Annotated in this window: 14 protein-coding genes and 1 riboswitch; all 14 genes read right to left on the reverse strand. The window is 62.8% G+C overall.

What is annotated here, in order from left to right:
- Positions 1-46 precede the first annotated feature (46 nt).
- The 14 genes from addA to D1646_RS04965 all read right to left on the reverse strand — a co-directional run bounded on the left by addA (position 47) and on the right by D1646_RS04965 (position 17846).
- Positions 47-3643 (reverse strand): helicase-exonuclease AddAB subunit AddA, encoded by a 3597-nt coding sequence (gene addA, locus D1646_RS04900; RefSeq protein WP_160635381.1) that lies wholly within the window; start codon positions 3641-3643, stop codon positions 47-49.
- 134 nt (positions 3644-3777) lie between these two features.
- Positions 3778-4611, reverse strand: a complete 834-nt coding sequence (locus tag D1646_RS04905; protein WP_160635382.1) for a pyridoxamine kinase — start codon at positions 4609-4611, stop codon at positions 3778-3780.
- Between the two features lie 36 nt (positions 4612-4647).
- The gene (locus D1646_RS04910) at positions 4648-5010 is read right to left on the reverse strand and encodes a hypothetical protein (protein WP_160635383.1); all 363 of its coding nucleotides are present in this window, start codon (positions 5008-5010) and stop codon (positions 4648-4650) included.
- On the reverse strand, positions 5007-8351 hold the full coding sequence (locus D1646_RS04915) for a PD-(D/E)XK nuclease family protein (protein ID WP_160635384.1): 3345 nt from the start codon (positions 8349-8351) through the stop codon (positions 5007-5009). The genes D1646_RS04910 and D1646_RS04915 overlap by 4 nt, the downstream gene beginning before the upstream one ends.
- Positions 8352-8547: 196 nt before the next feature.
- Positions 8548-10023, reverse strand: coding sequence for an IMP dehydrogenase (gene guaB, locus D1646_RS04920; RefSeq protein WP_160635385.1), 1476 nt, complete (start codon positions 10021-10023; stop codon positions 8548-8550).
- An 86-nt stretch (positions 10024-10109) separates the two neighbouring features.
- Positions 10110-10313 carry a hypothetical protein gene (locus D1646_RS04925; protein WP_160635386.1) on the reverse strand — a complete coding sequence of 68 codons (204 nt, stop codon included), beginning with the start codon at positions 10311-10313 and terminating at the stop codon, positions 10110-10112.
- Between the two features lie 60 nt (positions 10314-10373).
- Entirely contained in the window at positions 10374-11156 is a 783-nt protein-coding gene (locus tag D1646_RS04930) for a hypothetical protein (RefSeq protein ID WP_160635387.1), read from the reverse strand.
- A gap of 18 nt (positions 11157-11174) precedes the next feature.
- On the reverse strand, positions 11175-11921 hold the full coding sequence (locus D1646_RS04935) for an acyl-ACP thioesterase domain-containing protein (protein WP_201754553.1): 747 nt from the start codon (positions 11919-11921) through the stop codon (positions 11175-11177).
- Positions 11918-12529 (reverse strand): hypothetical protein, encoded by a 612-nt coding sequence (locus D1646_RS04940; protein WP_160635388.1) that lies wholly within the window; start codon positions 12527-12529, stop codon positions 11918-11920. The genes D1646_RS04935 and D1646_RS04940 overlap by 4 nt, the downstream gene beginning before the upstream one ends.
- Before the next feature lies 1 nt (position 12530).
- Positions 12531-14015 carry a glycerol kinase GlpK gene (glpK, locus tag D1646_RS04945; RefSeq protein WP_160635389.1) on the reverse strand — a complete coding sequence of 495 codons (1485 nt, stop codon included), beginning with the start codon at positions 14013-14015 and terminating at the stop codon, positions 12531-12533.
- Between the two features lie 13 nt (positions 14016-14028).
- Positions 14029-14334, reverse strand: a complete 306-nt coding sequence (locus D1646_RS04950; protein WP_160635390.1) for a type II toxin-antitoxin system RelE/ParE family toxin — start codon at positions 14332-14334, stop codon at positions 14029-14031.
- Positions 14321-14593 carry a type II toxin-antitoxin system Phd/YefM family antitoxin gene (locus D1646_RS04955; RefSeq protein WP_160635391.1) on the reverse strand — a complete coding sequence of 91 codons (273 nt, stop codon included), beginning with the start codon at positions 14591-14593 and terminating at the stop codon, positions 14321-14323. The genes D1646_RS04950 and D1646_RS04955 overlap by 14 nt, the downstream gene beginning before the upstream one ends.
- Before the next feature lie 74 nt (positions 14594-14667).
- A complete protein-coding gene (locus D1646_RS04960) occupies positions 14668-16296 on the reverse strand; it encodes a gamma-glutamyltransferase family protein (protein WP_160635392.1) in 1629 nt (542 codons plus the stop codon).
- A 158-nt stretch (positions 16297-16454) separates the two neighbouring features.
- Positions 16455-17846 (reverse strand): sodium:alanine symporter family protein, encoded by a 1392-nt coding sequence (locus D1646_RS04965; protein WP_160635393.1) that lies wholly within the window; start codon positions 17844-17846, stop codon positions 16455-16457.
- 105 nt (positions 17847-17951) lie between these two features.
- A riboswitch (glycine riboswitch) is annotated at positions 17952-18045 on the reverse strand.
- Between the last annotated feature and the right edge of the window lie 97 nt (positions 18046-18142).

Here is an 18142-nt window from a genome sequence, read left to right on the forward strand (position 1 = left end):
GGGATCGGGCTTCGATCCCCTGGCTATTTTGTTTGGAGTGCTGATGTTACAGTTCCACCGCGGTGTCGGTGGCGAAGAACCACAGCACCTGCCGGTTTACCGGTCTGCCCAGAATGGCGGAGAGGGCCTGGCTGTAGGCGGCCAGCTGTAGGCGGTACTCCTCCGCCCGGGTTCTCTCGCTGCCGGGAGCAATCCGGTCGCTTTTAAAGTCCACCACTGTGATTCGGTCCCCCTCCTCAAACCAGGCGTCAACGACCCCCTGGAGCAGGACCTCCTCCCCTCTGCCCTGGGGGAAGTAGTCCAGAGCGGAGGCCAGCACCGAAAATTTAAACTCCCTGCGGCACTTGGGGCCCGCCGCCGCCATAGCCCGGCCCAGAGCGCTGTTCAAAAAGGCGGCCAGCCGCTCCGGCTCCACCGCCTGGCGCTGGAGCTTTGTAAGAAAGCCCGCTCGGGTCAGCCGGTCCAGCTGATCTGCCACCGCCTCCAGACTGCTGTCTGTATCCAAGGGCAGGTACTGCATGGCCAGATGGAGGGCGGTGCCCCGCTGAGCCGGGGTGAGGCCCTTCTCCTCCGCGATAAAGTTGGGCCGGGCTATGGGCTGCTTTTTGGGCAGAGGCACAGTGCCCTCCGCCGCCTCCTGGTCCAAGGCGCGGCCCTTGATCTGGGTCGCAGTCACCTTGGAGGGCAGGTCCGCCGCCGCCAGATGGGGGTAGGTCCAGCTCAGCCGGGCGGCCAAGTCCCCCACCGCCGCCTCCTGAGGCAGGTCCATATAGCGCCCCGCCGCACTGTGAGCCGGGTTCAGAGGAGCTCCATCCACCCAGCGGATGTCCCAGGCGGGGCCCAGGTCCTCCGCTGTGATTTCGGGCAGCTTGGCCAGCGCCCGGAGTCCGGCCCCCTCCGGGCGGGTCAGGGCGTGGAGGAGGACCCAGGCCCCTGTGCTCTGCTGCCGCTCCAGGGCCATGGGGGAGATGGGCAGGGAGAGCCCCTCCCCAATGTGCGCCACGCTGTTCAGACCTCCTGTGAGACCCAGGGTGAGGATCAGCTTCTCCCGGGCCCGAGTCATGGCCACGTAGAGCAGCCGCAGCTCCTCCGCCATCATCTCCCGCTCCAGCTGCCGCTTCACCGCCAGCCGGGCCAGGGTGGGGTACTCCACCATCCTCTCCCGGTCCAGCCCCTTGGGCCCCACCCCCAGCTCCGGGTGGAAGAGCACAGGCCGTGTCAAGTCCTTCCGGTTCAGCTGATGGTTGAGTCCGCACACCAGCACCACCGGTTTTTCCAGCCCCTTGGACTTGTGGATGGTAAGGATGGACACCCCTTCTCCCTCCGGTCCGTTCCCCGAGACAGTCCCCAGCTTGGAGTCGGAATTTCTCAGCCGCTCCAGCCGCAGAAGGAATTGGAACAGCGTTCGGCAGCCGCTGTTCTCCAGCTGGCCGGCCAGGGCGTAGAGGGACAGCAGATTGCCCTGCCGCTCCGCGCCCCCCTCCATGGCGCCGAAGATCCCCAGCAGGTTTGTTTTCTCGAAGATGTGCCACATGAGCTGCCGGCAGGTGCGATCCCCCGCCCCAAAGCGCAGCTCCTCCAGCTGGTCCAGAAAGTCCTTACAGTCCTGGTCCCCGCGCTCGGCGGCGTGGACCAGGGCGCTGTAGAAATCCCCTTTGCAGTTTGCCCGGAGCAGAGCCAGCTGGTCTCCGGTAAAGCCGTACACCGGGGAGCGCAGGGCGGCAATGAGGGCCACATCCTGCCGGGGATTGTCCACGATTTGCAGGATGGACAGGGCCACGTTCACCTCGGTGGTCTCAAAAAAGTTCTCTCCGCCGTCGGCGACCCAGGGGATGCCCTCCTCGTTGAGGGTCCGGAGGTAGTAGTGGAGCACCGCGCCGGGGCTGCGCATGAGGATCATCACATCAGAGGGCCGCAGAGGGCGCAGACCCTTCCCCTCCTCCAACAGCAGGGGGGTTTCCAGCAGCTCCCGGATGCGCCGCGCCGCAAATCGGGCCTCCAGCAGGCTCTTGTCGTCCTTCTCCCCCTCCAGGTCCCCCAGGAAGGACAGGTCCAGTACGTCCAGCTCCAGGGCATAGGGGTCGTCTCCGGTCTCCGGCGCAGGGAAGGACTTTCCCGGCACCAGAGCCTGGTCGGCGGTGTAGTCCAGCTCGCCGAACTCAACGGACATAATGCTGCGAAACAGGTCGTTGCAGCCCTCCAGCACCTGGGGACGGGAGCGGAAGTTGCGGGACAAAACCCACTTTCGGGGGACGCCCTCCTCCGCCTGGTCCCCCTCGGCAAATTCCCGGTACTTGCGCAGGAAGATGGTGGGGTCAGCCAGACGGAAGCGATAGATGGACTGCTTCACGTCCCCCACCTGGAAGAGCTTCCGCCCTCCGAGGGAGATGGCGTCAAAAATCGCATTCTGTACCTGGTTGGTGTCCTGATACTCATCTACCAGGACCTCGTCGTACTTGGCGGCCCAGAACAGGGCCAGCTCACTGGGACTGCCGTCCTCCCGGACCAGCAGCTTTACCGCCAAGTGTTCCAGGTCGGAGAAGTCTACCAGGCCGCGCCGCCCCTTTTCCCGGGAAAAGGCAGCTTGCAGGTCCAATACCAGGTCCATCAGCGCCTGGACGGCGGGCCGGGACAGGGTCAGCTCCTCCAACTGACTGGCGGTGGGCGCAAAGGGCTCCTCAATCTTGTCCAAAACGTCCTTGCACTGCTGCCGGAGGGCCTTCACCCGCTCTCTCGTCTGAACGGCCCGCTCCGTCTCCATGGGGCTGATCTCCATGGAGCGCTTCTGCTTGCGGCCGACGTTGGGGAAGGGGATGGGCAGACGGGCACAGGCCCCGTCCCAGGTGGTTTCCCGCAGAAAGGCGTCCAGGGCGTCCAGAGTTGCGGAGAGGGAGGGGGCATAGTTGATGGACAGCAGCTCATCCCCCTCCGCCAGCTCCAGAGCGCGGAGCAGCTGGGAGATACAGTAGCGGGCCTGACGGCGGGCATCCTCCAGCAGCAGCTTACCCCAGGGGGTCAGAGCCAGGTCGGATACCCCCTCCAGCTCCCACCGGGCCCGCTCCTCCGTCAGCCAGCGGGCGGGGTCGGGGTGGCTCTGCACCTGGTTGAAGATGGCGGTGGCAATCTTGACCAGCTGGCTGTCATCCCGCCCGGCGGCCATGGTGTCCACCAGCTGGGCAAAGGGGCTGTCCTCCGTCAGGTCCTCGTAGCGCTTGTCCAGTACCTCCTCCAGAGTCTGGGCCAGCAGTACCTGGGCCTCCCCCTCGTCACACAGGTGGAAATCGGGGTCCAGGTCCAGCAGATGGCCGTTCTCCCGCAGCAGAGCGGAGCAGAAGGCGTGGATGGTGGAGATCTGCGCCCGATAGACCAGGGTGGATTGGCGGCGCAGATGGCGGTCGTTGGGAGTCTGGGCCAGACGCTCAGACAGCTCCTGGGCGATGCGGCCCCGCAGCTCCGCCGCCGCCGCCTTGGTGTAGGTGATGACCAAAAAACGGTCGATGTCCAGACCCTCCGCCGTAACCCGGTCCAGCAGGCGCTCTACCAGGACCCGGGTCTTTCCTGAGCCTGCCGCCGCCGATACCAGCAGCTCTCCGCCCCGGTCGTCTACAATCTTTTGTTGTTCGTCGGTTAATGGAAAGGGCATTTGCGGTACCTCCTTTTATCCCTGCTGGATGGACCTGACAATACGCTGCACAGGGGACATTTGGGCGGGACGGCTCCGGCCCGCCGGTTGATTCAATTCATCGAACATGAGCTTGGTGGCTGACGCGCCCTGACTTATCCGGTCAGAACGCTGAGATACTTTTCAATGCGGATGCCGTTGTTCCGTTCAGCCACGTCCTGTTCCATGAAAATCAGCCGTTCCAGCAGCTCCACCGCCTTTTTCACCGCCTGAGGCAGGGTTCTGCCCTCCAGCAGCTGGCCGGTGAGCAGGGAGGTGAAGATATCTCCGGTGCCGGGGAAGTGGGCCCGGATAAAGCGGTAGGGGACGGTGAAGTACTCCCCGGTGTCCCCGTCGAAGCCCCAGACCACATGCCGGCCCGTCTCCGCCTCCCGCCCACTGGTGATGACCGCAGATTTGGGCCCGCAGTGCAGAAGGCCGTCCAGTACCTGGCGGACCTGGCTGGCGGAAAGGTTTTCCTCCCCCTGGAACAGCCCGGTCAGAAATTCCCCCTCTGTCAGATTGGGGACAATCACATCCGCCGCCCCGATCAAGCGGCGCATATTTTCCACCGTCTCCCGGGTGGAGCCGTTGTACAGCTTACCTCCGTCCCCCATGATGGGGTCGGTGACCACCAGGAAGTCCTCCTTCCGCTGGCTGTCGATAAAGTCCCGGAGCAGGTCCACCTGGGCCGCCGACGCCAGAAAGCCGGTGGTGATGCAGTCGAACTGAAAGCCCAGCTCCTTCCACACCTGAATGGTCTCCTCCATGTACCGGGTCGTGTCCAGCATGGAGAATTTGCCGTAGTCAAAGTTGTTGGACACCAGGGAGGTGGGCAGGTTGTAAATACTGTGGCCCATGTTGGACAAAATGGGGAGCATCCCCGCCAGTCCCATCTTGCCGTATCCCGGCATATCGCCAATAATGAGTATGTTTTTGTTGCGTTCCATTAAAATCTCCTCTAGTCCCTCTGTTCAGCGGGTTATTTACCACTGGTCATCCGCTTCAAAGTCCTGGTAGTAGGCAATAAAGTTTCGGACAATATTTTCTCGAGAATTGACAGACTCGGTCTCAATTCCCCCGTTTTTCAAACTTTCAATCCACTCTCCATCCACCATACAGCCCACATCCATATTGATCCCATATTTTGCCTGCTCCAGCAGCGGGATATCCGTTTCATCTCCAATGCAGTACAGATATCCGCACAGCAGCCGGATATACTCTGAGCTGCCCTCCTGAAAGCCGGCAATCTCCCGCTGAATCAATTCGCGGATCTCCTGCTTGGGGATAGCGGCAAACTCAAATCCATATGTTTGGATCAATTTCTCCGCTCTCTGTTCATTGGTCATGTCTCTTTCTCCACCTGTTCCCAAAATTCCTGGGGGCTGATCTTGTCCAGCCAGCGCTTGCAGTCGCCCCCCCGGCCCGGTTCGAAGTGGCAGGCGGCGGCGTAGTCGCAGTAGCGGCAGGCATTTTTCTCCGGACCCCGCCAGAAGGGGTCGGCGGCGATGTTGCCCGCAGCCAGCTCCTGACAGATGTCCTCCAGAATCCGCTGGATGTGCCGGCCCAGCTTGCCCAGCTGCTCTGCGGAGGCCAGCGCCTCGCCGGTGATCTTGCCGGTGGACTTGCTCACCTTCAGGGGCAGGAAACGGTAACTGCCCTCCACCTGGGGCTCCATGGCATCCAGAATCCGGCGGTCGTTCACCACCAGACCCTTGCGCTTCAGCTCCCGGTTTACCTTCCGCTGAAGCTCCTCATCGCTTATGGACCGGCTGCCCTGAATGACTGCCTCCCGGGCGGGGAGATAGAGGACGCCGTCCCCCTCCACAGGGATGCTGTAAAACTTCTCCCCCTCCTTCTCCAGGGTGAAGAGGTAGAGCAGCATTTGCAGGCCCAGGCCGTTCCACACCTCGGTCATGTCGAAGGTCTTCCGCCCCGTCTTGTAGTCCACGACCCGCAGGTGGAGGCGGCCGTCCTCCTCCCAGCCGTCCACCCGGTCCACAAAACCGGTGATGCTGATGGTCACGTCGCCGAAGGTGAGCTCTACGGGGGGCAGCCCCTCCTTTGCGCCAAAGCCCAGCTCGAAGGAGATGGGCTTGAACTTGGAGCACAGCAGCTCTTCGGCTACGTTATCCACCACCGCCTGGACGGAGCGGAGCAGACGACGGAAGAGGTAGCGGAACCGGGCGGTCTGACCCTCCAGGCCGCCCAGCTTCTCCTCCACATAGCGGTCCACCGCCTCTCTGGTCAGCCGGCGCAGCCTCTTCTTCCGGGCCTCCTCGTCCTCCAGAACCCCAGGGATGGTGGTCTGGGAGAACATCTCGTCCTGAAGCACGTGTTCCAGCACATCGTGGACAAAGGTACCATACTCGGGCGCGGTGAAGCCGGCGGGCTTGCGGGGCTGCGCCTTTAAGCCGTAGCACATGAAGTAGGAGAAGTGGCAGGATTTATATTTGTCCATCCGGGAGGCGGACATGGCGACCCGTTTGCCGTAGAGCCGGTCCACCGCCGGGCGGGACAGCTTTCCCCGCTCCCAGGCGGCGGCGCGGTCCAGCCGGGCCACCTGCGTCTCAAAGCCCGGCAGTCCCTCCAGCGCCCGCCGTGCATTCTGGTTCCGCCCCGCCTGCTCCAGGGCGGGCAGGGGGGCCTCCAGCCGGAAGGAGCCGTGGAGGTCCTCCTCCCGAATGGGGTCCAGGCCGTCAAAGAGCAGCTTCAGCCGGTCCACCAGAAAGCTGGGGCGGCGCTCCTCCCCGCCGGGTCCCTGGATGGGCCAGGTCACCGCCAGCTTTTGACTGGGACGGGCGCAGATCTGATAGATGGTGGTCATCTCTCGGTAGAGCAGATCCCGCTGGGACTGGGTCAGCTCCAGGCCGTAGCCCGCCAGCAGGGCCCGGTCGTCGTCGGACAGCAGCCCCGGGGCGGTCCCCACCTGGGGCAGAGAGGCGTCGTCCGCCCCCAGCAGGAAGAGCACCTTTACCGGGTGGCCGGTCTGCCGGGTCGTCTCTCCAGCGGTAACCCGGTCCAGAGAGACGGGGATGGTGCCCACATCGTACTGGGAGAGCACCAGCCGGAACAGCTTGGCAAACTCCTCCAGCTCCATGGGGGTCTCTCCCAGCAGCTGGGCGCACTGCTCCAGACCGCCGCACAGAATGTCCCACAGCTGCCGGTACTCCTCCGCCAGGGCGGGACTGCCCCGCTGGATCAGCACCTCCATCCGCTGGTTCAGCCGCTCCGGCAGGCCAATCTCCTCCAGAAAGCGGTAGAGGGCGACCGCCTGCCCCCGTCCCGTCTTGACCTTGTTTTGCCGCAGGGTCTCCAGGGGCTCCGCAGCCCGCCGCCGGGTCTGGTCTGCCTGCGCCAGAAGGACCCTGTCCTCCTCCTCCCAGGTCATGCCGTAGCCCTTGGGGTGCCAGGTCCAGTCCTTTTTCTGGGTCCAGCGGCTGCCCCGTATGTCCCATTTCAGGACGTAGTTCTCCAGCAGGTCCACATCCTCCTGGGACAGGTCGGTGAGGCCGGTTTTTAAGTATCGGAATACATCGTCGTAGCGGTAGCCCCCCGCCACCGTCTCCAGGGCGGCGGTGACCAGAGCCAGCACCGGTTTTTCCAAAATATCCGTCATGGCGGAGGAGAACATCGGCACGCCGTAGCGCCCGAAGACCGACTCCACCAGGTCCCGGTAGGCCCCGTAGTCCCGGGCCGCCACACCGATTTCCCGGAAGCGGCAGCCCTCCTCCCGCACCAGCTGGAGGATGCGCCCGGCGGTCCACTCCACCTCACTGCGCAGGGTGGAGGCCTGAAACAGCTCCACCGCCCCGCCACAGGGGATTTTTTGGGGGGTCTGCTCCGAGAAGAGAAATTTTTCCAGGTGGCGCAGGGGCTCCACTTTGGGGCCGCCGGAGGGGACAAGGTGTTCCACCTCCCAGGGAATCCCCTCCTTCTGGGCCAGCCGCAGCAGCATAGCGGCAGTTCTCCGCGCCGGGGAGAAGATACCCGCCCCCCCCTCGTCCTCCTCCAGGTGGTCGCAGGTGAGGGCGACGGTCATGGAGTGGGCCTGCCCCATAAGGATGCGCAGCAGCTCCCCCTGCTGGGGGGTAAAGTCGGTAAAGCCGTCCAGCCAGATCTCCCGTCCCGCTCCCCAGCGGCACTCCCGCAGTTTCTCCGCCGCCCGGGTCAGCCGGTCCCGGGGGTCCAGCGCAGTGCGGACGGTGAGGGCGTCGTACTCCCCCAGGATCAGCCCCAGATCCAGGAGCTTATCCCCACCAGGACCGGGAGCGTCCCGCCCCGCCCGGACCAGCACCTCCGGCAGGACGCAGCAGCTCTTCAGTTCGTCCGCCGTGGCCAGCAGGGAAGAGAGGAAGGCGGGGCGCTTGGAGGGCCGGCCATAGACCTTCAGCCCGGGGGCCATCTTCTGCACTGCCAGATACATCAGCAGCAGCCGCCCGCCGGCGTCCAGCTCCTCCTCGCCCAGGCCCCCCGCCCGCTGAAAGATGCGGTTGGCCAGGCGGCTGAAGGAGAGTACCTCCGCCCGCAGATTGATCTGGGGGCCCCCAGTGGCGCACAGGGCCCGCTCCGTCTCGTGGGACTGCTGTTCCGGTACCAGCAGGATTTGGTCCCCCTCCGACTGGCAGAGCCGGTTCAGCACCGTGGTGGTCTTGCCGGAGCCCGCCCGGCCAATCAGCAGCTTGAACATCCAACCGCCTCCTTGAAATCTGTCCGGTTCAGTATAGCACAGCCCGGAGGAAAATGGAAGACTCCCAAACTGGAAGATATTTTGCAAGCCAGCCGGCTCACCGGCAGTCTGTCTTTGCTCCGCTGAGTCCCCCATACCCGTGAACAGTCAACAAAAGCACCTGGACGTACTTGTCCAAGTGCTTTTGTTATGTTGTTCAGTTGGGACTGACAGTGTAGTTGGGAGCCTCCTTGGTGATATAGATATCGTGGGGGTGGGACTCACGCAGGCCGGCGGCAGTGATCTGCATGAACTGGGCCTTGGTCTGGAGCTCGGGGATGGTGTGGCAGCCGGTGTAGCCCATGCCCGCCCGCAGGCCGCCCATGAGCTGATAGATGGTCTCACTGACCCCTCCCTTGTAGGGGACGCGGCCCTCCACTCCCTCGGGGACCAGCTTCTTGTTGGATTCCTGGAAGTAGCGGTCCTTGGAGCCCTTGTTCATGGCGGCCAGGGAGCCCATGCCCCGGTAGACCTTGAAGGAGCGGCCCTGGAAGATTTCGGTCTCGCCGGGGGACTCCTCGCAGCCGGCCAGCAGGGAGCCCAGCATGACCACGTCGCCGCCCGCCGCAATGGCCTTGGCAATGTCGCCGGAGAACTTCACGCCGCCGTCGGCGATGATGGGGATGTCGTACTCGGCGGCAACCCGGGCAGCGTCGTAGATGGCGGTGATCTGGGGCACGCCGATACCGGCCACCACGCGGGTGGTGCAGATGGAGCCGGGACCGATGCCGATTTTCACGCAGTCGGCCCCCGCCTCAATCAGGGCGCGGCAGCCCTCGGCGGTGGCCACGTTGCCGGCGATGAGCTGCACGTCGGGGTACAGGGCCTTAATGCGCTTCACTGTCTCCAGCACATTCTGGGTGTGACCGTGGGCGGAGTCCAGCGTGAGCACGTCGGCCCCCGCGTCGGTGAGGGCGGCAACCCGGTCCAGCACGTCGGCGGTGGCCCCGATGGCGGCGCCCACCAGCAGGCGTCCCTTCTCGTCCCGGGCGGAATTGGGGTAGACCTCCGCTTTCTCAATGTCCTTGATGGTAATCAGGCCCTTCAGGCGGAACTCGTTGTCTACAATGGGCAGCTTCTCGATCTTGTGCTGGCGAAGGATCTCCTTGGCCTGAGCCAGGGTAGTGCCCTCGGGGGCGGTGACCAGGTTATCCTTGGTCATCACGTGGTCGATGAGAACGGTCATGTCGGTCTCGAACTTCATGTCCCGGTTGGTGATGATGCCGATGAGCTTGCCGTTATCGCAGATGGGTACGCCGGAGATGCGGAACTTGGCCATCAGCTCGTCCGCCTCCTGGAGCGTGTGGCCGGGGGCCAGCCAGAAGGGGTTGGTGATGACGCCGTTCTCAGAGCGCTTCACCATGTCCACCTGCTCGGCCTGCTGGCTGATGGACATATTCTTGTGGATGATGCCGATGCCGCCCTCCCGGGCAATGGCAATGGCCATGCGGTACTCGGTTACTGTGTCCATGGCCGCGCTCATCAGAGGGATGTTCAGCTTGATCTTTTTGGTCAGCCGGGTCTTCAGGTCGATGTCGGCGGGCAGCACGTCGCTGGCCGCGGGAATGAGCAGTACGTCGTCAAAGGTGAGGCCCTGCTTCACAAACTTCTGGGCGGCGTCTTGATTCACCATAATTCCACGTCTCCTTTTCGATATTTTATCTATTGTACCCTGAGCCTCCGGGCTTGTCAAGGCAGAAGCGCGCCAGCAGGCCGCTTTTATGGAAGAATCTCCTCCGTCAGCTCATCCACAAAATGCAGATCAACGTCAAAGACCTCCAGAATCCCCGCCTTCAAATCCTCATAGAGCTCCGCGCCTGTCTCTTCGTCCAGGGATTCAAATTCCTTCATGCTTGTGATTCCGTGGTCGAGGAAGAAGGCTGTCAGCGCCTCCTTGACCTCATCCTGTTCCTTTTTTGTCATCGGGTTTCCTCCTTACAGCTGACTGAATGATGTACGGCTCCGGCAGTCCATTTTCCGTTTCTAGTGAAAGTGCTCCCGCACATCTTCCACGCATTTTTTCAGCTCCGGGTCCTGGATTCCGGCAAAAAACGCCTCCGCCGCTTTAGGCAGGGCCTCAAATTTGCAGAAGCTCCAAATCGCTTCCTTTTTATATTCCAAATCCTCCGCCTGCTGAAAGGCCTGGATCAGCGCCTCTGCGTTCCCAGGCACCTGCCACATGAATTGCCAGGTGGGGTAGATCTCATAGCCCGCCAGCAGCTCGGCGTAAAAATTCTCGTTCCAGTCCAGAAAGTCAGAGCTGCCCTTGGGCCACATGGGTGCGCAATCGCCATCATAGTCCAGATAGACGATGTGTCCCCGCAGGGGGCCGTTGACAATCAGATGCGCCTCATAGGTAATGTCCATGCCGCACAGGATTATGGTCCCGGGTTCCTCACGGCGGTGGCCGCCGTAGCGCTCCTTCCACTCCGCCTCGGTCATCACCTGGGTGAGCTGCTCGGAGATGCCCTGGAGATCTTCATCGTCTCCCCACTCCGGTTTGAAGTCAGAAAAACCCGTCCCCGGCGACGCGCCGCCGCCGCCCACCTGGGTCAGGTAGTACACATAGTTCTCGGGCAGCTCAATCTTCGCCCGCTTCTCAAAGGCCTCGATCTCGGACAGAGGGACGGTGGGGCTCAGCTTCCAGTGGTGCCAATTTTTTGCGTAGTAGTCGTCTCTGCGGGCCGGGTCGGCGGCCACCTGCCGGATCATGTCCTTGATTCGGGCGCACTGGGCCAGCCGCTTTGGGTCGTTCAATTCGTGCATGGTAGGTCCTCCTGTTCCTCACTCAATGGGTGTCTCGCCGAAGAGCAGAGCGGATTCGAAGCGGGGCTTTCCGGTGCCGTCAACTCCCCGGACAAACCGGCTGTCCCCCAGGCCGCTGGTCTGGATGGTGAGCACCTCCCCGGGGCGGCACTCAGCCAGGTAGCCAATCTGCATTTCGGCCAGGTAGCGGTCCTGAGACAGGCACTCCATCCCCACCGCGTCACAGGCGAAATCGGCGTAGCGGGTGTTGTTCACGTGGCCGTTCATGTCGGTATCGCTGTACCGCATGGGGCGGCGCTCCGTCTCGGTCAAATCGCCGGGCTGGCGCAGCTTGGCCAGGGTCATGGTCTTGCACAGCGCCCCGCCGCCGGTGCCCGTCAATTCGGGGATGGCGCTGAGCCGTACCAGCTTGCGGCTGTTGACGTCGGCCAGCACCCAGGCGGACACCGACTCGCCCACCGGCTGACCGTTGGCCAGGATGTCGTAGTCCCGGTACATGATGGCCCCCTTGCCGCCCCGGTGCCAGGTGCGGACGGTCAGCTTGTCCTCGTAGCGCAGGGGCCGGGACAGGCGGTACCAGGACCGGGCCAGCATCCAGAAGACCCCGTACCGCTCCACCAGGGTCTCACGGGAGAAGCCCCCGTCCTCGGCGGCCAGGGTTGCGGCGTTTTGCAGGTGGTTGAGCAGAGCGGAGGCCTTGCACTGACCCCGTCCGTCCACGTCCAGCCCGTTTAAGCGGGTCTCATACTCAAAAAACATACTCATTTTTCTTCGCCTCGAATTAAAATTGAAGTTTTGCAGCACAGATCGTCAATGTCGTCGGCGGTGGCGGCGGGAATGCGGTATCTGCCGCCGCACTCCCGGCAGTACAGCTCCACAGAGCTGAAATGGACGTCAAAGCCCCACTGCCGGCTGCCGCAGGTGCAGGAGATGCCGCCCCGCCGGGCGATATCCCGCAGCTCAGCCAGGATCTCCTCCATGACGATCTCGTCCAGGAAAGCCCCGCTTTCGGCGGCGTCATCCCCCAGCTTGTCCATCGCCTGCTCCAGACGGGCGGTGGCGGCATAGACCGGCCCCTCCTCTCCCACATAGCAGCAGTCCAGCCCGGAGGCGGCGCAGGAGAAGGCCAGGGCTTTTTCCCGGATGAAGGCCCGGGAGGAGCAGGACACGGTGTGTTCCCGCCCGCAGAACAGGCAGGGGACCGTCAGCTGAACCCGAGTGGGGAGAAACTCGACCCCCAGCTCCGACTTGCCGCAGGGGCACTTGATGTGGGCCGGGGCGGCGGCCAGGGAGAACAGGTCCCGCTCCACAATCACCGACTGCATACAGTGGGGGCAGATATAGGATAAAAACCGCTTTGTCTCTTGTACCATATCAACAACTCCTAACCCGGCGGACCGCGTCCCGCCAGCCGGACAGCAGCGCTTCCCGCTCTGCCGCCTTCAGATTGGGCTGATACAGCCGGTCCAGCGTCCACTGTCCCCGGATGTCCTCCAGCCCGGACCACACCCCGGTGGCCAGTCCTGCCAGGCAGGCGGCCCCCAGGGCGGTGGTCTCCCGAATTTTGGGGCGGGACAGGGGCCGGTCCACAATGTCCGCCTGGAACTGCATCAAAAAGTTGTTGGCCGAGGCCCCGCCGTCAACCCGCAGCTCCCGCAGGGGGATGCCGGTGTCCTCCTCCATAGCCCGGAGGACGTCGGCGGTCTGGTAGGCGATGGACTCCAGGGCCGCCCGAATGATGTGGTTGCGCCCCGCCCCCCGGGTCAGCCCCAGGATGGCTCCCCGAGCGTTCATGTCCCAGTGGGGGGCGCCCAGGCCGGTGAAGGCGGGTACCACGTAGACTCCGGCTGTGTCTTTCACCTTCTCGGCGAAGTACTCGGTGTCGGCGGAGTCGGAGATGAGCCCCATCTCGTCCCGCAGCCACTGGACCACCGCCCCGCCCACGAAGATGCTCCCCTCCAGGGCGTAGGTCACCTTGCCGTTCAGGCCGATGGCGATGGTGGTAATCAGGCCGTGTTTGCTGACACAGGGTGTCTCGCCGGTGTTCATCAGCAGGAAGCAGCCGGTGCCGTAAGTGTTCTTGGCCTCCCCGGGTTCAAAGCAGGTCTGACCGAATAGGGCGGCCTGCTGGTCTCCGGCAATGCCGGCGATGGGCACCTCCACCCCCTGGATGTTCACAGAGCCGTAAATCTCACTGGAGGAGCGGACCTGGGGCAGTATGTTCCTAGGGATGCCCAGCCGTTTGCAGATGCCCTCGTCCCAGCACAGCTCCTTGATGTTGTACAGCATGGTACGGCTGGCGTTGGTGCAGTCGGTAACGTGGGTCCTCCCCCCGGTGAGCTTCCAGATCAGCCAGCTGTCCACCGTGCCGAAGAGGAGTTTTCCCGCCTCTGCCTGTTCCCTCGCACCAGGCACGTTGTCCAGAATCCACTTGATTTTGGTGGCGGAAAAGTAGGCGTCGATGAGCAGGCCGGTGCGGTCCCGCACGTAATCCACAAAGGCGGGGTCGGCCTTCAGCTCCTCGCACAGCTCCGCGGTGCGGCGGCACTGCCACACAATGGCGTTGTACACCGGACGGCCCGTGTCCCGGTCCCAGACGATGGTGGTCTCCCGCTGGTTGGTGATGCCCACGCCCGCCAGCTCCCGGACGTCAACCCCGCTCTGGGCCAGCACCTCCATGAGGACGCCGTACTGGCTGGACCAGATCTCCATGGGGTCGTGCTCTACCCAGCCGGGTTTTGGGTAAAACTGGGTGAACTCCTTCTGGGCCATAGCCACAATATTCTGGTCCCGGTCGAAGAGGATACAGCGGCTGCTGGTGGTCCCCTGGTCCAGGGCGGCAATATAGCGCTTTTCCATAAATTTTTCCCTCTTATCTGATAATACTGCCATAGTCCCTTCGACCATATAGGATGCGCCTGATTTGGACGGTGCCGCCGCAGACCACATAGAAAACGATGTAGTTTTTCACGGTCAAGCACCGGTAGCCCTTGGCGGCCAGCGCCATATCCCGCGGTCTGGGACAGCGCTCAGGCATATGAGACAAACTGGCAATCTCCTCTGTCAGCCTGTCGTAATACTGAAAGGCTGTTTCAGGCGAAAGTGTGTTAAGATATTCAATAATATCTTGCAGGTCCTGTTTTGCCGTTGGATAAAGTTTGACCTTATATGCTTCCATGCACCGTCTCCCGCAGCCGGCGGGCAGCGGTCAAAAAATCCTCTCCCTCTGCACCGGAGGCAATCTCCTGCTCCGCCACCGCCAGTTTTCCATATAAATCAATCAAGGCCAATTGGCGCTCATACTCCTCTATGCTGACGACTACCATATCACCGCTGCCGTTTCGTGTGATATAGACAGGCTCACCAGTCTGATGGCAAAAATCAGAAATCTCATTGGCATTGTTGCGTAAGTCGGAAATTGGACGAATACTGGGCATAACGCCACCCCCTTGTCCCTTTAGTATAGCAAGATATTGAGTAAAAATCAATCCGAATTTAACACTGTATTTACTCACCACGCCGCCACGGTTCCGTCGCACCGGGGCTCGGTGCCGCCGATCAGCAGGCCGTTGTCCGTCCGCCAGATGATCTGGCCCCGGCCCATGTCGATGGGGTCGTCGATGACCTCCACCTCGTGGCCCATGGCGGCCAAGGCTTTGGCAATTTCCGGGGAGATCTCCCGCTCCAGCTGGATATGCTTTCCGCCGATCCACTGGACCCGGGGGGCGTCCAGGGCCTCCTGGGGGTTCATGTGGTAGTCGATGGTGTTTACCAGAACCTCCACGTGGCCCTGGGGCTGCATAAAGGCACCCATCACGCCGAAGGGACCCACCGCCTCCCCGTCCTTCATCAGGAAGCCGGGGATGATGGTGTGGTAGGACTTTTTCCCGCCCGCCAGACAGTTGTCGCTGTTGGGGTCCAGGGAGAAGTTGGCCCCCCGGTTTTGGAAGGAGATGCCCGTCCCGGGGACGGCAACCCCCGCGCCGAAAGTGGTGTAGTTGCTCTGAATCCAGGAGACCATGTTGCCCTGGGAATCGGCAGTACACAGGTAGATGGTGCCGCCGCAGGAGGGGGCCCCCGCTTGGGGCAGGAGGGCCCGGTCCGTTATGAGGGCCCGGCGGCGGGCGGCGTACTCCTCCGACAACAGGTCCTCAACCCGGGTTTTCATGTACCGGGGGTCGGCCACATAGGTTTTGGTGTCGGCAAAGGCCAGCTTGATGGCCTCCATCATCTTGTGGTAGGTGTCCGCGCTCTCCCGATTCTGGGAAAACTCCAGGCCGTTGAGGATGTTCAGCGCCATAAGGACGGTGATGCCGTGGCCATTGGGGGGGATCTCACAGACGGTGTAGCCCCGGTAGTTGACAGTAATGGGCTCCACCCACTCCGGGTGGTAGCTGCGGAAGTCGTCCTCCGAGAAATACCCCCCGGTCTCCCGGCTGAAGGCCAGGATTTTCTCCATCAGAGCCCCCCGGTAATAGCTCTCGCAGCCGGTGGCGGCCAGCTCCTCCAGGGTTGCGGCGTACTCCTCCCAGCGGAACAGGTCCCCCGCCTCATAGGGGGAGCCGTCCTCTTTCAGGAAGGACTGCCGCCACCAGGCGTGGGGGGCAGGATTTTCTTCCATCGCCTGTTTCAGCCGCCGGGCGTCCTTGGCCCACTGCCTGGCCACATTCACCGGGACGGGGACCCCCTGGCGGGCGTAGCGAACAGCGGGGGCGAAGAGCTCGGTCAGGGGTTTGGACCCGAAGCGGCGGTTCAGCTCCGCCCAGCCAGCGGGGGCTCCAGGGACCATGGTGGGCAGCCAGCCCTCCCTGGGCATCTCTGAAAAGCCCATCCCCTTGACAAGCTCCGCGCTGAGCCCCGCCGGGGCCACGCCGCTGGCGTTAAGGCCGTAGAGCTTCTTTTCCCCCTCGACCCACACCAGGGCGAAGGCGTCGGAGCCCAGCCCGTTTCCGGTGGGCTCAAACAGGGGCATCCCGGCGGCCATTGCCACGGCGGCGTCCATGGCGTTGCCGCCAGCTTTCAGCACCTCCAGCCCCACCTGGGCCCCCAGAGGGACTGAGGTGCAGGCCATACCGTTTTTGGCGAAGACCACATTGCGGCGGGAGGGATAGGTATATTTGTAAGGGTCATACTGGGGCATGACGGTCAGCTCCTTCCTGTTTTGGTAGTGGAACTATTATACTCCTTCCCGGGGTCCAGGGCAAGGGAAAGAAAACCCGCAGCCCCCGGAGGGGCGGCCCGACAGGAACTGGTGTCCTTCGGGCCCCTCCGGGGGCTGCGGGAAAGGTGTTTTCAGCTTTACTTCTTGCGCTGGAAATAGTCCTTGGTAATTTTGGCCACTACGCCGGACAGGGCCAGCAGAGCTACCAGGTTGGGGATGGCCATAGCGCCGTTGAGGGTGTCGGAGATATCCCACATCAGCTGGCCGGAGCCGGTGGCGCCTACGATGCAGAACAGCACGAAGATGACCTTATAGACGGTGACAAAAATCCTGTTGTCGCCCGAAATATAGCCCCAGCAGCGCTCGCCGTAGTAGCTCCAGCTGAGGATGGTGGACAGGGCAAAGAAGATCAGGCTGATCTGAATGATGGTACCCCCCAGAGTCCCGGGGAGGATGGCGTTGAAAGCGGCCACGGCGGCGGCGCCCTTGGTGCCGAAGGCATCCACGCTTCCTGCGTCCAGTACGCCGGAGAGGATCACGGCCAGAGAGGTGATGGTGCAGATGACGATGGTGTCGATAAATACCTCAAACACACCCCAGATCGCCTGCTCGCAGGGCTCCTCGGTGGAGGAGGCGGCGTGGGCGATAGGGGCGGAGCCCAGGCCGGCCTCGTTGGAGAACACGCCCCGGGCAAAGCCGTTCTGCATAGCCCTCATAATGGCGTAGCCGAAGATGCCGCCCCCCACCGCCTCAAGGCTGAAAGCGCTGGAGAAGATGGCAGCGAAGGCGGCGGGAATCTCAGTGATGCGCAGGATGATGACCAGAATACCGGCAATAATATAGAAAATAGCCATAAAGGGGACCAGCAGGGAGGTGACCTGACCGATGCGCTGTACGCCGCCGATGACCACAACGGCCACCACCACGGTAAGGACGATGCCGCCTGCCAGGGTGGGAATGCCGAACAGGCCGTTGAGAGCGCCGGCGATCTCGCTGGACTGGGCGATGTTGCCGATACCAAAGGAGGCCAGTCCGCCCAGGATGGCGAAGATGACGGCCAGCCATTTCCAGCCCTTGCCCAGGCCGTTTTCAATGTAGTACATGGGGCCGCCCTTGTGGACGCCGTTGGCGTCGGTGTTGCGGAATTTCATGGCCAGGGCGATCTCGGAGTACTTGGTACACATACCGAAAAAGGCGGACAGCCACATCCAGAACACCGCCCCCGGACCGCCGGCGAAGATGGCGCCGGTGACGCCGGCAATGTTTCCGGTGCCCACCGTGCCCGCCAGAGCGGTGGTCACAGCCTGGAAGGGGGACAGATTGCTGCCGTGGTCTTTTTTGCCGCTCTTGCTGAACAGGGAGCCCACGGTATTTTTCATAATGTAGCCGAACCAGCGCACCTGGATCCAGCCGGTGCGGAAGGTGAGGAACACGCCGGTGCCCACCAGCAGCACCAGCATAATGGGGCCCCAGACAAAGTTATTGACCGCGCCGTTCACATCGGTGACAATCTTCAGGAACTTTTCCATAAAAACGCTCTCTCCTTTTTCTCTGGACAAACGAAAAAGAGCTGCGGAAATGCCCGCAGCCCAAAAGAAATGCCTTGTCCCGGCGGAGCGCAGCTCCGCCGTTTCGGCTTCTCCTCTGTCCTTTTGCCTGAGAGATTCGCGGTTTGCGCCGCGTTGCACCTTCGGCACCCGGTAAACGAGCTTCTCCAGAGTGACATCTGCGCGCAGTCCTCATCCCCTGGGGGACGCCTGAGAGTGTTACTCCTTCGGCAGGCTGCTCCGGCCGTTTTCCTGGGCGCTTCGTCTGTCCCGATTCA

Origin of the sequence: Pseudoflavonifractor sp. 60 (assembly GCF_009911645.1) — a bacterium.
In the GTDB taxonomy this organism is placed as follows: domain Bacteria; phylum Bacillota; class Clostridia; order Oscillospirales; family Oscillospiraceae; genus Lawsonibacter.

Excerpts from the sequence above, each read along its gene's own strand:
- addA (WP_160635381.1), bottom strand. The coding sequence starts at position 3,643 with ATGCCCTTTCCATTAACCGACGAACAACAAAAGATTGTAGACGACCGG.
- D1646_RS04905 (WP_160635382.1), bottom strand. The coding sequence starts at position 4,611 with ATGGAACGCAACAAAAACATACTCATTATTGGCGATATGCCGGGATAC.
- D1646_RS04910 (WP_160635383.1), bottom strand. The coding sequence starts at position 5,010 with ATGACCAATGAACAGAGAGCGGAGAAATTGATCCAAACATATGGATTT.
- D1646_RS04915 (WP_160635384.1), bottom strand. The coding sequence starts at position 8,351 with ATGTTCAAGCTGCTGATTGGCCGGGCGGGCTCCGGCAAGACCACCACG.
- guaB (WP_160635385.1), bottom strand. The coding sequence starts at position 10,023 with ATGGTGAATCAAGACGCCGCCCAGAAGTTTGTGAAGCAGGGCCTCACC.
- D1646_RS04925 (WP_160635386.1), bottom strand. The coding sequence starts at position 10,313 with ATGACAAAAAAGGAACAGGATGAGGTCAAGGAGGCGCTGACAGCCTTC.
- D1646_RS04930 (WP_160635387.1), bottom strand. The coding sequence starts at position 11,156 with ATGCACGAATTGAACGACCCAAAGCGGCTGGCCCAGTGCGCCCGAATC.
- D1646_RS04935 (WP_201754553.1), bottom strand. The coding sequence starts at position 11,921 with ATGAGTATGTTTTTTGAGTATGAGACCCGCTTAAACGGGCTGGACGTG.
- D1646_RS04940 (WP_160635388.1), bottom strand. The coding sequence starts at position 12,529 with ATGGTACAAGAGACAAAGCGGTTTTTATCCTATATCTGCCCCCACTGT.
- glpK (WP_160635389.1), bottom strand. The coding sequence starts at position 14,015 with ATGGAAAAGCGCTATATTGCCGCCCTGGACCAGGGGACCACCAGCAGC.
- D1646_RS04950 (WP_160635390.1), bottom strand. The coding sequence starts at position 14,334 with ATGGAAGCATATAAGGTCAAACTTTATCCAACGGCAAAACAGGACCTG.
- D1646_RS04955 (WP_160635391.1), bottom strand. The coding sequence starts at position 14,593 with ATGCCCAGTATTCGTCCAATTTCCGACTTACGCAACAATGCCAATGAG.
- D1646_RS04960 (WP_160635392.1), bottom strand. The coding sequence starts at position 16,296 with ATGCCCCAGTATGACCCTTACAAATATACCTATCCCTCCCGCCGCAAT.
- D1646_RS04965 (WP_160635393.1), bottom strand. The coding sequence starts at position 17,846 with ATGGAAAAGTTCCTGAAGATTGTCACCGATGTGAACGGCGCGGTCAAT.